The following is a 13,799-nucleotide window of genomic DNA, read 5'->3' on the forward strand; positions in this document are numbered from 1 at the left end:
CTCTATCCGTTACGTTGCGTCGTCGCGTTACTGCAGCGCCGTGCGTAAATGATCGGCCAGGGCTCCGCGTTCGACAGATACCTGTTCGCCGCCCTGCGATCTTAACGGCTTCACCGTCACCGTGCCCCCGGCGTGTTCGTCACTCCCGAGCACCAGGGCATACTGAGCACCCAGACGGTCGGCTCGCTTCATCTGCGACTTGAAACTACCGCCACCGCAGTGCTGGACCAGGGTCCGTCCGGGCAGTTCACCGCGCAGTGTTTCAGCCAGTTGCAGCGCTGGGCCCGTGAGCTCGTCACCACCAACAATCAGATACACATCCGGGCCAGGGGCCGCCGGGGCATCTTCGCGCGCCTCGAGCAGGGCCACCAGTCGCTCCAGACCCATCGCCATGCCAATCGCCGGAGTCCCGCGTCCGCCCAGCTGCTCGACCAGGCCATCGTAACGGCCGCCGGCACAGACCGTGCCCTGGGCGCCGAGATCATCGGTGATCCATTCGAATACCGTGTGCGTATAGTAATCCAGGCCACGCACCAGCCGTGGGTTGTGCTCGAACGGAATACCCAAAGCCGCAAGGTGGTTGCAAAGGCCGTCAAAATGGGCCCGGGAAGCATCATCGAGATCATCCATCAGGCTCGGGGCCTGGGCCACGACCTCCCGGGTTGCCGGGTGCTTGCTGTCGAGGATGCGCATCGGATTGTCGTACAACCGCCGCTGCGCCTCTTCGTCCAGGGCGTCGCGATGCTGCTCGAAATAGGCGATCAGGTGGTCGCGATAGCGCTGACGACTCTCGGGGGTCCCCAGGGTGTTCAACTCCAGGCGTACGTTGGCCAGGCCCAGCATCCGCCACAGACGGGCCGTCATCGCCAGCATCTCGGCGTCGACATCCGGCCCCTGCAGGCCAAACACCTCGACTCCCACCTGATGGAACTGGCGGTAACGTCCCTTCTGCGGACGCTCGTGGCGGAACATCGGCCCGAGGTACCACAGCCGCTGCACCTGGTTGTGGAGTAACCCGTGCTGGATACCGGCACGCACGCAGCTGGCGGTCCCCTCGGGGCGCAAACTCAGGCTGTCGCCATTGCGATCGTCAAAGGTGTACATCTCCTTCTCGACGATATCCGTCACATCCCCGATGGAACGCTTGAACAACTCGGTCGCCTCCACGATCGGCATGCGGATCTCGTGGTAACCGTAGCCCTCCAGGACCTCGCGCAGGGTGGCTTCCAGATGCTGCCAGACGTGAATGGACTCGGGCAGGACGTCGTGCATCCCGCGGATGGATTGGATCGATTTCATGACTTCTTCTGATTATTTCGTGATGAACGCGCCGAAACACATCGGCAACGGCAACGGCAACGGCCCGCAGGCCCTTAGCCTTCCAGGTCGAAACGGGCGGTGCGGTCACCCCGGACATGCGGCTGGATGTCGACCGCTTCACCGTCCAGGGTGAGCGAGACGCCGCTGGCGTTTCCCAGAACCACGCGACCCGGAAGCTCCAGACGCACCTCCTCGCGATCGCCCTGGCTCAGCACACCGGTCAGGACCACGTCGTCTGCGGCGTCGCGGATCTCCACCCAGGAGGTCTCGCTAAATTCCAATACCAGTAGCGCGCCACCGCCGTCATTGGCTGATGCCGACGGCGAAGCTTCCGCTGCGGCCAGCGGCGAGAGCGCTTCCTGCGTGTCCGCCGCTGCTCCCGCATCCTCCGACTCCGCGGCCCGCGACACCACGAGCTCGGTTAGTTCCTCGGCGGAAAACGTCGGTTCGGAAGACGCTGTCGGCGCCGCTTCGGCCTCGCCGCTGGGGGGCGGCGCAACGACGGGCTCCGGGCTGACGGCCTCCGCGGATTCGGATGCCTCACTCGAAGACGCTGGGGCCTCAGAATCCACACCTTCCTGGGACGAGGCCTCCTCGGCCGCGCTTGCGTCCTGGGTACTCGCGTCGTCACCGCTGGTCAGTCCATGCAACACATCCTGTGCATCTCCTAGGTTCAGCGAAGGCAGCACAGGGCTTTCCGTGCGTTCGTTCCAGGCGTACACCCCCAGACCCAGCAGCACCAGCAATAGCAACAGGGCGAGCCAATAGATGCCTCGCCCCCGGCGACGCCTAGGACCACGTGCAGAAGGCGTCGCCACGGCACGCAATTCTGGATCCTCCAGCCCATGACGCTCAAAGGCCTGAATCCAGGGCGTTACATCCGCGCCCAATTCGCGGGCACAGGAGCGCAGATACCCGCGCACATAGGCGGGTGGCATATGGTGAAATCGGTTTGCCTCCAGGTCCTCCAGCGTGCCCCGCCCAAGATGGATGCGACTCGCAAGCGTTGCCGTATCCAGCCCAGCCACCTCGCGCGCGCGGCGCAGGCTTGCACCCGGTTCGTGATCACCTTCGGCGACATCCGACTCCGAAGGAGTTGGTCGGTCGCGGCTGGTCAGCCCATTCGCTGCAGAAAAGGACGGCTCGGGATCGGGGTCCGCCGAATCCGTCCTGAGTGGGGCCACATTCCCTGTCGAATCATCCACCTCGTCAACGCGTCCCAATCCTGGCTCCTTGTCATGCGGCTCCTTCACCCTTCACGCTCCAGTCGCCGTACCTCGTTGTTTTCCGCACTGTCGGGGTACTGACGATTGAGGCGTTCCGCGCAGGCATTGGCTGCGCGACGGTTGCCCAGCGCAGTTTCCGCCTGATAGCACAGCAACAGCGTCTCGGCATTCTCGACATTCTGGCTATCCAGGCGCTGCAGGAACGCACGCGTCTGCATCGGCCGGTCATCCTCGTAGGTCAGGCGCGCCAGTTCCAGCAACGCGCGCGGGTATTGCGGGTTCAGTTCCAGAGCGCGGCGCAGCTGGCGTTCCGCGGACTCGATATCACCGGCATCGGCATGGCAAACGCCCGAGTTCATGTACGCGATGTCGCGACGATCATAGTCGGGATTGTCGATCGCCTTGGCGAACAACTCCTGAGCCTCGTCGAAGTCCTCCCGACCACACAGCAGCGCACCCAGGTTGGTCTGCGCAAACGGGTTGCCCGAATCACGCCGCAGGGCACGCCGATAGTGATCTTCGGCCTGCGCGGACTCGCCCTTGCGCTCCATCACCGCGGCCATCCCAATGTTGGCCAGCGCATAGCCGGGATCGTAATCCAGCGCCCGCCGCAGGTTGCGTTCCGCCTGTTCGAACTCGCCTTCACGCAGGTACCCAATACCCAGCTCGGCGTGCACCTCGGCCGCCTCCTCGCGCTCGCCGGATACCGGCCGGTCCGCCGTCGCCGCACAGCCACCCACCAGTAGCGCCAGGGCGAGCACCCCGGCGATCCGCAAACCTGTGCGTGCGGTCATGAAACCCTCCGGTCAGTCTGCGGCAACTCGGCGTGCAGGCGGAACATCCGCATCCCACGATTCGTTCGATCCTCAACCTGCCCTACCAACTGGCCACAGGCGGCGTCGATGTCGTCGCCCCGGGTCCGGCGAACCGTGGTGACATAACCCGCCTTCTGCAAGCGCCGCTCAAAGGCCAGCACATCGGCCTCCTGCGGACGATCAAAAGGCGCCCCCGGGAACGGGTTGAACGGGATCAGATTGATCTTGCCAGGGATGCCCCGAAGCAGCCCCGCCAACTCATTGGCGTGTTCGGGCTGGTCATTCACCCCCGCCAGCAGAACGTACTCGAAGGTCACGCCACTGTGGGCGTCGGTCGCCTCGACGTAGCGGCGGCAACTGTCCAGTAGCTGGGCAATCGGATACTTGCGATTGATCGGCACCAGACGATCGCGCAAGGCATCGTTCGGGGCGTGCAGGCTCACGGCCAGGGCAACATCCGTGTGTTCACTCAAGCGGTCCAGCGCCGGCACCAGACCGGAGGTCGACAGCGTCACCCGCCGGCGGCTCAGGCCGTAGGCGTTGTCGTCAGTCATCAACTGACAGGCCGGGACGACTGCATCGAAATTGGCCAGCGGCTCGCCCATGCCCATCAGGACCACGTTGCTGACCGCCCGCTTGCGACCCTCGGGGGCCGGCAGGCGCTGCATGGCCAGCCAGACCTGGCCAATGATTTCAGCGCTGGTCAGGTTGCGGTTGAAGCCTTGCTGGGCGGTGGAGCAGAAGGTGCAGTCCAGCGCGCATCCGACCTGGGAGGAGATACAAAGCGTGCCGCGTCCGCCCTCGGGGATGAAGACGGTTTCAATGGCATTGCCATCGGGGAGCCGCAGCACCCACTTGACGGTGCCATCGGAGGAGGCCTTTTCCAGGCCGATCTCGGGCACCTGGATCTCAGTCTCGCGCGCCAGACGCTCGCGCAGCTTGCGCGAGACGTCGGTCATTTGATCGAAGTCGATGACCCCGCGCTGATGGATCCATTTGATCAGCTGGGTGGCACGAAAACGCGGCTCGCCCCACTGCGCCAGCAGCTCGACAAGCTGTTGGTGGCTGTAGCCCAGCAGATTCAGGGGAGTGGAGGATGCGCGTGCCATAACAGGGACCGATTGACTCAAGTTCCCTAGTGTACTGCGCCAAAGGGATGCCTGCCTACGGGGCCGCATGCATCGGCCCCGTAGGCGACAAAACCCGGTATTACCGGGTGCGCGGGCAGACGCCGTCGTCGCCGAAGAAGAAGGCGATCTCGCGCTCGGCGGTTTCCGGGGCATCGGAGCCGTGCACGGCGTTCTCGTCGATGGAGACGGCGAAGTCGGCACGGATAGTGCCCGGGGCCGCTTCCTTCGGGTTGGTCGCGCCCATGATGTCGCGGTTCTTGGCGATGGCGTCATCGCCTTCCAGGACCTGCACCAGCACCGGGCCGGAGATCATGAATTCGACCAGATCGTTGAAGAATGGGCGTTCCTTGTGCACGCCGTAGAAACCCTCGGCCTGTTCACGGCTAAGGTGCATCATGCGCGCACCGACGATCTTCAGTCCGGCCTTCTCGAAGCGGCCGATGATGTCGCCGATCGCGTTCTTGGCAACGGCGTCAGGCTTGATGATGGAAAGGGTGCGTTCAACGGCCATGGGACGGCTCTCCTGCTACTTGGATTGAAGATCGGTCGCCGAGTCCGCCCTGGAAACGAGAGAACCCGCCGAACAGCGGGTTCCCAACGCAAAATCAACGCGGACACAACGTGCGGCGCGTAGTCTAGCGACCTGACGCTCCCGCGGCAATCCGCCGCCAAAAACCTCAATTTCACCACGAAGCACACGAAGGCACGAAGAAGGTCAAGGTCGGTTGAACCACGGAGTTCTCGGAGGACACGGAGCCAATGGATGAAAAACATCAAAGTACTGGGCTGGGGCGTTAACCAAACCCGAAACCGGATGGTGCTTCAACGCATTTCCCTTCTCTGTGTCCTCTGTGTTCTCCGTGGTGGAAAAGGGTTTCGCCCTTGAATTTCTTCGTGCCTTCGTGAGCTTCGTGGTGAATACACGCCCCGGATCACCAGGGCGCCCGGTCAGTCGTCGACGTCGGCTTCGTCCATCCACGCGGCCTGGATCGCTTCCAGGATGCGTTCGCCGGAGCGTTCCGGGTCGTCGTCGAATTCCGGCAGGTTCATCACCCACTGGCGCAGGTCCATGAAATTGATGTTGCGCGGGTCAACGTCCGGGTGTTCATCGGCCAGCTGCATCGCGATTTCCTGGGTGTCGGTCCACTTCATCGCCATCCCCTCGCTCAGTGGTTTTCGGAAACCTGATTGATGGTGTACTTGGGCAGTTCCACCACCAGGTCAGTATCGGCCACCAGCGCCTGACAGGACAGGCGCGAATCCGGTTCCAGGCCCCAGGCCTTGTCCAGCATGTCCTCCTCGTCCTCGGTCGGCTCCTCAAGGCTGTCGAAGCCCTCGCGCACGTAGACGTGACAAGTCGTGCAGGCACAGGACTTCTCGCAGGCGTGTTCGATCTCGATGCCGTTCTTCAGCGCGAGATCGCAAATGCTGATACCCGGATCGGCCTCGATAGAGGCCCCCTCCGGGCAGATTTCCTCGTGGGGCAAAAAGATTACCTGGGGCATGTTCAGTTCCCTGCGTCGTATTCGCTAACGTTATGGCCGGCCAGCGCCCGCCGAATGCTGTCGTTCATGCGCCGCGCGACAAAGGCCTCGGAGGCCTTTTCGACCCGCTTGCGCGCGGCCTCAATGGCGTCGGGGTCGCTGCCCTTCTCGCGCTCCTCGCGTAGCGCGTCGCGCGCGTGTTCAATGGTGTTGCGCTCTTCCGGCTCCAGGTAGCGGTCGCCGTCGGTCGCGAGCGCGGCATCCAGCGCCTCAAGCACGCGGTCGGCCTCCACCTGCTGCTCGCGCAGGCGGCGCGCCTCCATATCCTCGCGGGCGGAAGACGCGGAGTCGCGCAGCATCTGCTCGATCTCGGAGTCGGTCAGTCCGTAACTCGGCTTGACCTCGATATGCGCCTCGACCCCCTGGGTCTGCTCGCGCGCGGTCACATTGAGCAGGCCGTCCGCATCCACCTGGAAGGTGACCCGGATGCGCGCGGCGCCAGCCACCATCGGCGGGATACCGGACAGGGTGAATTGCGCCAGCGAGCGATTGGCATCGACCACATCGCGTTCGCCTTGTAACACGTGCAGCGACATAGCGGTCTGGCCATCCTTGAAGGTCGTGAATTCCTGGGCCCGCGTGACCGGGATCGTGGTGTTGCGCGGGACGATGAACTCGACCAGCCCGCCCATCGTCTCCAGCCCCAGCGACAACGGGATCACGTCCAGCAGGAGCAGCTCGGTGTCCGGCTTGTTACCGGCCAGGATATCGGCCTGCTGGGCCGCACCGATCGCCACCACCCGATCCGGATCAATGCCCGCATGCGGAGCGCGGCCGAAGAAACCCTCGACGGCTTCGCGTACAGCCGGCATACGCGTGGAGCCCCCGACCAGCACGACCTCGTCGATCGCCCCGGTCTCCAGCCCGGCATCCGCCAGCACCTGCTTGCAGGCCTCCATGGTGCGATCCAGCAGGGGCTGTGCAAGGGTCACCAGTGTCGATCGGTCCAGCGCGCCCGACCAGGTGCTGTCATCGGCGCGAACCACCTCGACCGGAGTGCTCTCCGCCTCGGTCAGGGCTTCCTTCGCCTGACGGGCGGCCATCAGCACGCGCCGCAGGCGCTGGGGATCGGTCTCGCCGGCCATCCCGGCCTGGTTTAGCAGCCAGTCGGCAATCGCGCGGTCAATGTCGTCACCCCCGAGGGCCGAGTCACCACCCGTGGCCAGCACCTCGAACACCCCGCGGCGCAGCTGCAGGATGGAGATATCGAAGGTGCCGCCACCCAGGTCGTACACCGCAATGGTGCTTTCCTCGCCCTGGTCCAGCCCGTAGGCGACCGCAGCGGCGGTGGGCTCGCTGATCAGGCGAAAGACGTTCAGGCCGGCCAGTTGCGCCGCGTCTCGCGTGGCCTGGCGCTGGGCGTCATCGAAGTAGGCCGGCACGGTGATCACCACGCCTTCCAGTTCGTCGCCCAGGGTGGCCTCGGCGCGCTGGCGCAGGGTATGCAGGATGTCGGCCGAGACCTCGACGGCGGTCTTGTCACCGGCCACGGTCTCGATCCGAGGGACGCTGGATTCGCCGGTCTTGAGCCGGAATGGCAGTTCACCGGAGAGCCGCGCGACATCATGGGCCCCGCGCCCGATCAGGCGCTTCACCGAGGCGATCGTGTTGTGCGGATCATCCGCGGCGTGTTCGGCCGCTGCGTGCCCCACGGTCACCGCGTCCGCGGCGTAGTGCACCACCGACGGCAAGATGTGACGACCCTCTGCGTCCGGCAGGGTATCCGCCTCCCCACTACGCACGGTGGCGACCAGCGAGTGGGTGGTACCAAGATCGATCCCGGCGGCCAGGTGGCGCTGATGCGGCGCCGATTCGGCTCCGGGTTCGGTGATCTGCAATAACGCCATCGGGTATTCGGCTCCTTCACTCGGCCGCGGATTGATTACCGCGCGCCAGGCTTTGTCGGGTACGTTTCAGTTCATCCAGCAACCGGTCGAAGAAACGCAGCTCCAGCACCCGGTCCTTGGCATTTGCCATCGGGGCTTCCGGATCTTTCAGGGCGTCGGCGACCTTCGTCCGCGCCTCGGCCCGAGCCTGTTCCAGCTCAACGCCGGCGGCCTCAACGGCTGCGACATCCTGCGTGGACTCCGCCTCTTCCAGGCGCTCGCGCCACTCGATCTGGGCCTCAATGAACTCAATGTCCTGGCTGGTATCACGCTCAGGATCGAAGTCCACACCGGTACGCTCCAGCATACGGACCGCACGCCGGTAATCGTCCGCCAGGATCGCGTAGGCTTCATTCACATCGGCGGCCACCGCCGCGGCCATGCGCCGCGCCTGATCGCCCTGGCGCACAAAGCGGTCCGGATGCAGCTCCGCCTGCAAACGGCGAAAGCGCTCATCCAGCTGCGACCGGTCGACCTCGAAGGCCACCGGCAGATCAAACTGTTCGAATGGGTCGGTCATCACATCCCCGGTTGGCAGGCAGGCAACAAAAGAAAAGGGGTGGGACGACAACTGGAAGCCAGTCGCCATACACCACCCCGGATGCGATGCTCAGTCAGATGCTGAAGCTTTCACCGCAGCCGCACCGGGCTTTCTCGTTCGGATTATTGAACCTGAACCCTTCGTTCAGGCCTTCCTTGCCAAAATCCAGCTCGGTCCCGTCGAGGTACACGAGGGATTTCGGATTGACCACCATCTTCACGCCACGATCCTCGAAGACGGTATCGGTCTCCTCGACATCGTCGGCGAACTCGACCACGTAGGCCATGCCCGAGCAGCCGGTCGTCCTGACGCCCAGCCGGACGCCCACTCCCTTGCCTCGTTTCTCGAGGAAGTTGTGGATACGCTCGGCTGCGGGTTCGGTCACTGTAATCGCCATTGGGTGCCTCAGGCAGACTTCTTGTCGGCTTCCGCGGCGCCGTGGCGCTCCTGGTAATTGGACACGGCGGCCTTGATCGCATCCTCGGCCAGCACCGAGCAGTGGATCTTCACCGGCGGCAGGGCCAGTTCTTCCGCGATCTGCGTATTCTTGATCTGGCTCGCCTCTTCCAGAGTCTTGCCGCGCACCCACTCGGTCAGCAGCGAGCTGGAGGCGATCGCGGAACCGCAGCCGTAGGTCTTGAACTTGGCATCCTCGATGATGCCTTCGTCGTTGACCTTGATCTGCAGCTTCATCACGTCGCCGCAGGCCGGAGCGCCAACCATGCCGGTGCCGACCGTGTCGTCGTTCTTGTCGAAGCTGCCGACGTTGCGCGGATTTTCGTAGTGGTCCAGAACCTTGTCACTGTAAGCCATGACCGTTCTCCTCTTGCGTGTGTACGCGTTACGTTCGTGTTGCCGAGTCGGAAGCCTAGTGGGCCGCCCACTCGACGGTGCTCAGATCGATGCCGTCCTGGTACATCTCCCACAGCGGCGAGAGTTCGCGCAGCTTGCCGACCGCAGCGCGCACAATCTTCACCGTATGGTCGATCTCCTCCACGGTCGTGTAGCGACCGATGGAGAAACGAATGGAGCTGTGTGCCAGTTCGTCGTCGCGGCCCAGAGCGCGCAGGACATAGGACGGTTCCAGGCTCGCCGAGGTACAGGCCGAACCCGATGACACGGCGATGTCGCGCAGCGCCATGATCAGACTTTCGCCCTCGACGAAGTTGAACGAGACGTTCAGGTTGTGCGCCACGCGCTGCTCCTGGTCACCGTTCAGGTAAACCTCTTCCATGCCATCAAGACCGGCCCACAGGCGATCCCGCAGCATGCGGACACGCTCCAGTTCGGAACCCATCTCGGCGCCTGCGAGGCGGAAGGCCTCGCCCATACCCACAATCTGATGCGGCGCCAATGTGCCGGAACGCATGCCGCGCTCATGGCCGCCTCCGTGCATCTGTGCCTCGATCCGTACGCGCGGCTTGCGGCGTACAAACAGCGCACCAATGCCCTTCGGGCCGTAGGTCTTGTGCGCGGAGAAGCTCATCAGGTCCACCGGCAGATTGGACAGGTTGATCGCCACTTTGCCGGTCGACTGGGCCGCATCCACATGGAACACGATCCCGCGCTCGCGGCACAGGTTGCCGATCGCCTCGATGTCCTGGATGACCCCAATCTCGTTGTTCACGTGCATCACCGAGACGACGATGGTGTCATCGCGCATCGCGTCTTCCAGCTCCTGCATGTCGACCAGACCGTTTTCCTTCACGCCCAGGTAGGTCACCTCGAAACCTTCTCGCTCCAGCTGCCGCGTGGTATCAAGCACAGCCTTGTGCTCCGTCTTCACGGTGATGATGTGCTTGCCCTTGCGCTGGTAGAAATGCGCGGCACCCTTGATCGCCAGGTTATCGGCCTCGGTCGCACCGGAGGTCCAGATAATCTCCTTGGGATCGGCCCCTACCAGCTCGGCGACCTGGCCGCGAGCGTTCTCCGCAGCTTTCTCCGCGGCCCAGCCGAAGCTGTGGCTGCGCGAGGCCGGGTTGCCGAACAGGCCATCCTTGGTCAGACAGCCCGTCATTTTTTCCGCCACACGCTCGTCGACCGGCGTGGTCGAAGAATAGTCGAGATAGATCGGCAGTTTCAGGTTGCTCATTGCGCGTTAGCTCCTTTCCGCAGCCGCCTTGACGGCCGCATTGCTTTGTTCGGTCGAGGTCTGCCGAGCAGCGCCGTGCATCACGACCTCCTGCACACCATCTTTTTCCATTTGTTCCCGGTGGCGCTGCAGCACATCGCCCAACGAGCGGGTGCTGAGGAAGTCGTAGACCTGCTGGCTCAAGTCGGTCCACAAATCATGCGTCAGGCAGCGCGAGTCCTTGTTGCAGTTGGCCTTGCCACCGCAGCGCGTCATATCGACCGGCTCGTCCACGGCGACCACGATGTCGGCCACACTGATCCCTTCCGGGTCACGGCTGAGGGCATACCCTCCGCCCGGACCACGGCTGCTGTTCACCAAGCCCTGGCGACGCAGCCTGGAAAAAAGCTGCTCCAGATAGGACAATGAGAGCTTCTGCCGGCGCGCCACCTCGGCCAGGGATACCGGGCCATCGGTAGTGTGCATCGCCACATCCAGCATGGCGGTGACGGCGTATCGGCCTTTGGTCGTCAGTTTCATGGTTGAGTGCACTTGTCGGTCATTTGCCGGCAAGCTTAGCAATACCTGACCAAAACGATCAAGTATTCCCTTGCTGTTTACGTTCTTGTTCGTCTGGCGCGCTCCCCGGGACCTCGCACTCGTCCGGCTCCAGACCCTCCAGATCGCAAGCCTCAAGCGGTCCGGAGTCGTCTTCGCCCAGCGCCTCGCCCGGATCGATACCGGCGCGTTTGAGCGCCTGGCAGGCCCGCTCCATGCGTTCATCCAGGTCATGCACCCGCTGCACGATACGATGGATCGCATTCGCCACCGGGTCAGGCATGTCCCGCGACAGGCCGTAGGCATCGAAGCCCATACGGTCGGCCATCTGCTGGAAACGCGGGTCTGGCTCCGGGCGCGGCCCAATCACTCGCGCCGGAATCCCGACCGCGGTGGCATCCGCCGGCACATCCTTCAACACCACCGCATTGGAACCGATGCGCGCGTGATTACCGATATGAATCGGCCCCAGCAGCTTGGCACCCGCCCCGATCACGACCTCGTTGCCGAGCGTCGGGTGGCGCTTGCCGCCCTCCCAGGTCGTCCCGCCCAGGGTGACCTGGTGGTAGATCGTGCAGTCATCGCCGACCTCGGCGGTCTCGCCGATCACCACGCCCATGCCGTGGTCGATAAAGAATCTCCGGCCGATCGTCGCGCCCGGATGGATTTCGATCCCGGTCAGCCAGCGGCTGAAATTACCCACCACCCGACCCAGCCAACGCATCCGGTGGTTCCACATCCAGTGCGCGAGGCGGTGATACCACAACGCGTGCAGGCCGGGGTATGCGGTCAGCACCTCGAAGGCGTTGCGTGCCGCCGGGTCGCGGTCAAATACGCAGCGAATGTCCTCGCGCATCCTGTCAAACATTGTCCGGCCTCATTCCTGAGTCATCCACTAAGGTATCACGCAGCTCGTGCGCTCCCTCAGCGGCCCCTTTCCGTGTGCGTCAATATACCGCGCAGCATACGGACCTCACTCGAACTGAGCTCGGCACGCTGGTACAGGTGGCGCAGTCGTCGCATCAGGTTGCGGGGATTCTCCGGGTCCAGCACGTCGATCGTGGTCAGGGCCTGCTCGAAATGCGCGAACAGCCCCTCCATCTCGGCCTGCGTGGCCGGCGGGTCGCGCTCCTGGGCCGCGGCCGCAACGGTGGTGGGAACGGGCGCGCCGACGAGCGCAGCCATGCGCAGCGCATAGGTCATCACCTGTACGCTGCCCGCGAGATTGAGGGAGGAAAAATCCGGCACCGTCGGCACCTGCACAAAGGCATTGCAGTGATCCAGCTCGGTGTTGGTCAGCCCGCTGTGTTCGCGGCCGAAGACCACCGCCACCGGGCCCTCAGCCGCATGCCCAAGCGCCTGGTTCGCTGCGACATCCGGCCCCAGCACAGGCACCGAGTGGGTGCGCAGCCGGGCACTGGTCCCCACCACCCACACACAGTCGGACAGGGCCTCCGCAAGGTCGGCCACCACTCGCGCGTTTGCCAGCAGGTCATCGGCACCGGAGGCCAGCGCGGTTGCATCCGCATGGGGAAACTTCTCCGGCGCCACCAGGACCAGGTCGGTGACGCCCATGGCCTTCATTGCCCGCGCGGCGGACCCGATATTGCCCGGATGGGTCGTCCCCACCAGGACCACCCGCAGGCGTGCCAAACGTTCTTCCATCGAGCCTTCGCTCCCCGAACCCCGCGCCCCGAACGGCGCGGCCGGATTGTACACGGCACGGGCCACGACTTCCCAAGAAAGAGCCGCTTGTGTATTGTTCGCGGCCTTCCCGCAGTACCAGCGCGCACCCGCGGGACACCCCGCAGAACACCAGGAGACACCCATGCACCCCATGCTGAACACGGCGGTATCGGCGGCCCGCGAGGCCGGACGCATCACCACCCGCGCCTGGGGCCGGCCGGATCGCATGAACACCCGCGAGAAGGCCCGCAACGACTGGGTGTCGGACGTGGATCTCAACGCGGAACAGGTGATCGTGCAGACCCTGCGGCGCGCCTACCCCGACCACGCCATCATGGCCGAGGAAGGCGGCGAGCAAAGCGGCAAGGATGCCGACTTCGTCTGGATCATCGACCCGCTGGACGGCACTACCAATTACCTGCGCGAGATCCCGCAGTACGGCATCTCCATCGCCCTGCAGCACAAGGGCCGTCTGGAACAGGCGGTGGTCTACGACCCGCTGAAGGAAGAGCTGTTTACCGCCACCCGCGGCGCCGGCGCCTTCCTCAACAGCCGCCGCATCCGCGTCTCGGAACGCAAGGACCTGAATGGCGCCCTGCTGGGCACCGGCATCCCGTTCCGCGAGGGTCAGGACCTGGAGCGCTATCTGAGCAGCCTGCGCCATCTGGTGCCGGGCACTGCGGGTGTGCGCCGCCCCGGCTCGGCCGCGCTGGATCTGGCCTGGGTCGCGTGCGGACGCTTCGATGGCTTCTGGGAGATGGGCCTGCAGCCCTGGGACATGGCCGCGGGCCTGCTCCTCGTGCAGGAGGCCGGCGGTGTGGTGAGCGACTGGCAGGGCAACCCCGACGTGATGCGCCGGGGCGATGTCGTCGCCGCCAACCCCAAGGTCCTCAAGGCCATGCTCCAACGCCTCCACAAGGCCGAAAAGGAAGCCAGTTCCCGCTCCGACGCCTGAAGGGCCTGTTCACCACGAAGCACACGAAGGCACGAAGAAGGTCAAAGGCGGATTAACCACAGAGAGC

General features: G+C 64.4%; 16 protein-coding genes. 1 reads left to right on the forward strand and 15 read right to left on the reverse strand.

Translation table 11 applies throughout. The features are described 5' to 3' along the window. Positions 1-27 precede the first annotated feature (27 nt). From hisS to D002_RS0100605, 15 genes are all read right to left on the reverse strand, one after another. Positions 28-1,299 (reverse strand): histidine--tRNA ligase, encoded by a 1,272-nt coding sequence (hisS, locus tag D002_RS0100535; protein ID WP_018139967.1) that lies wholly within the window; start codon positions 1,297-1,299, stop codon positions 28-30. 74 nt (positions 1,300-1,373) lie between these two features. After that, positions 1,374-2,573, reverse strand: a complete 1,200-nt coding sequence (locus tag D002_RS0100540; protein WP_018139968.1) for a helix-turn-helix domain-containing protein — start codon at positions 2,571-2,573, stop codon at positions 1,374-1,376. Beyond that, positions 2,570-3,340, reverse strand: coding sequence for a type IV pilus biogenesis/stability protein PilW (gene pilW, locus D002_RS0100545; protein WP_018139969.1), 771 nt, complete (start codon positions 3,338-3,340; stop codon positions 2,570-2,572). The genes D002_RS0100540 and pilW overlap by 4 nt, the downstream gene beginning before the upstream one ends. Continuing rightward, on the reverse strand, positions 3,337-4,470 hold the full coding sequence (locus D002_RS0100550; RefSeq protein ID WP_018139970.1) for a bifunctional tRNA (adenosine(37)-C2)-methyltransferase TrmG/ribosomal RNA large subunit methyltransferase RlmN: 1,134 nt from the start codon (positions 4,468-4,470) through the stop codon (positions 3,337-3,339). The genes pilW and D002_RS0100550 overlap by 4 nt, the downstream gene beginning before the upstream one ends. A gap of 100 nt (positions 4,471-4,570) precedes the next feature. Continuing rightward, positions 4,571-5,002, reverse strand: coding sequence for a nucleoside-diphosphate kinase (gene ndk / locus D002_RS0100555; protein ID WP_018139971.1), 432 nt, complete (start codon positions 5,000-5,002; stop codon positions 4,571-4,573). 437 nt (positions 5,003-5,439) lie between these two features. Then, entirely contained in the window at positions 5,440-5,643 is a 204-nt protein-coding gene (gene iscX / locus D002_RS0100560; protein ID WP_026181409.1) for a Fe-S cluster assembly protein IscX, read from the reverse strand. A 14-nt stretch (positions 5,644-5,657) separates the two neighbouring features. Further along, positions 5,658-5,996: an ISC system 2Fe-2S type ferredoxin gene (gene fdx, locus D002_RS0100565; RefSeq protein ID WP_018139973.1), complete on the reverse strand. Its 339-nt coding sequence runs from the start codon at positions 5,994-5,996 to the stop codon at positions 5,658-5,660. 2 nt (positions 5,997-5,998) lie between these two features. Then, positions 5,999-7,882: a Fe-S protein assembly chaperone HscA gene (hscA, locus tag D002_RS0100570; protein WP_018139974.1), complete on the reverse strand. Its 1,884-nt coding sequence runs from the start codon at positions 7,880-7,882 to the stop codon at positions 5,999-6,001. Between the two features lie 16 nt (positions 7,883-7,898). Then, a complete protein-coding gene (hscB, locus tag D002_RS0100575; protein ID WP_026181410.1) occupies positions 7,899-8,441 on the reverse strand; it encodes a Fe-S protein assembly co-chaperone HscB in 543 nt (180 codons plus the stop codon). A 94-nt stretch (positions 8,442-8,535) separates the two neighbouring features. Continuing rightward, positions 8,536-8,859 carry an iron-sulfur cluster assembly protein IscA gene (gene iscA, locus D002_RS0100580; protein WP_018139976.1) on the reverse strand — a complete coding sequence of 108 codons (324 nt, stop codon included), beginning with the start codon at positions 8,857-8,859 and terminating at the stop codon, positions 8,536-8,538. A gap of 8 nt (positions 8,860-8,867) precedes the next feature. Further along, complete coding sequence (iscU, locus tag D002_RS0100585; RefSeq protein ID WP_018139977.1) at positions 8,868-9,275, reverse strand: Fe-S cluster assembly scaffold IscU; 408 nt, start codon at positions 9,273-9,275, stop codon at positions 8,868-8,870. Positions 9,276-9,330: 55 nt separating this feature from the next. Then, positions 9,331-10,554, reverse strand: a complete 1,224-nt coding sequence (locus tag D002_RS0100590) for an IscS subfamily cysteine desulfurase (protein ID WP_018139978.1) — start codon at positions 10,552-10,554, stop codon at positions 9,331-9,333. Between the two features lie 6 nt (positions 10,555-10,560). Continuing rightward, a complete protein-coding gene (locus D002_RS0100595; RefSeq protein WP_018139979.1) occupies positions 10,561-11,073 on the reverse strand; it encodes an Rrf2 family transcriptional regulator in 513 nt (170 codons plus the stop codon). 58 nt (positions 11,074-11,131) lie between these two features. Beyond that, entirely contained in the window at positions 11,132-11,959 is an 828-nt protein-coding gene (gene cysE / locus D002_RS0100600; protein WP_196800096.1) for a serine O-acetyltransferase, read from the reverse strand. A 56-nt stretch (positions 11,960-12,015) separates the two neighbouring features. Next, positions 12,016-12,756: an RNA methyltransferase gene (locus D002_RS0100605; protein ID WP_018139981.1), complete on the reverse strand. Its 741-nt coding sequence runs from the start codon at positions 12,754-12,756 to the stop codon at positions 12,016-12,018. 163 nt (positions 12,757-12,919) lie between these two features. Between D002_RS0100605 and D002_RS0100610 the strand changes: the two genes are divergently transcribed. Beyond that, positions 12,920-13,732 carry an inositol monophosphatase family protein gene (locus D002_RS0100610; RefSeq protein WP_018139982.1) on the forward strand — a complete coding sequence of 271 codons (813 nt, stop codon included), beginning with the start codon at positions 12,920-12,922 and terminating at the stop codon, positions 13,730-13,732. Positions 13,733-13,799: the final 67 nt, after the last annotated feature.

The organism is Thioalkalivibrio sp. ALJ7, from assembly GCF_000376865.1.
Lineage (GTDB): Bacteria > Pseudomonadota > Gammaproteobacteria > Ectothiorhodospirales > Ectothiorhodospiraceae > Thioalkalivibrio.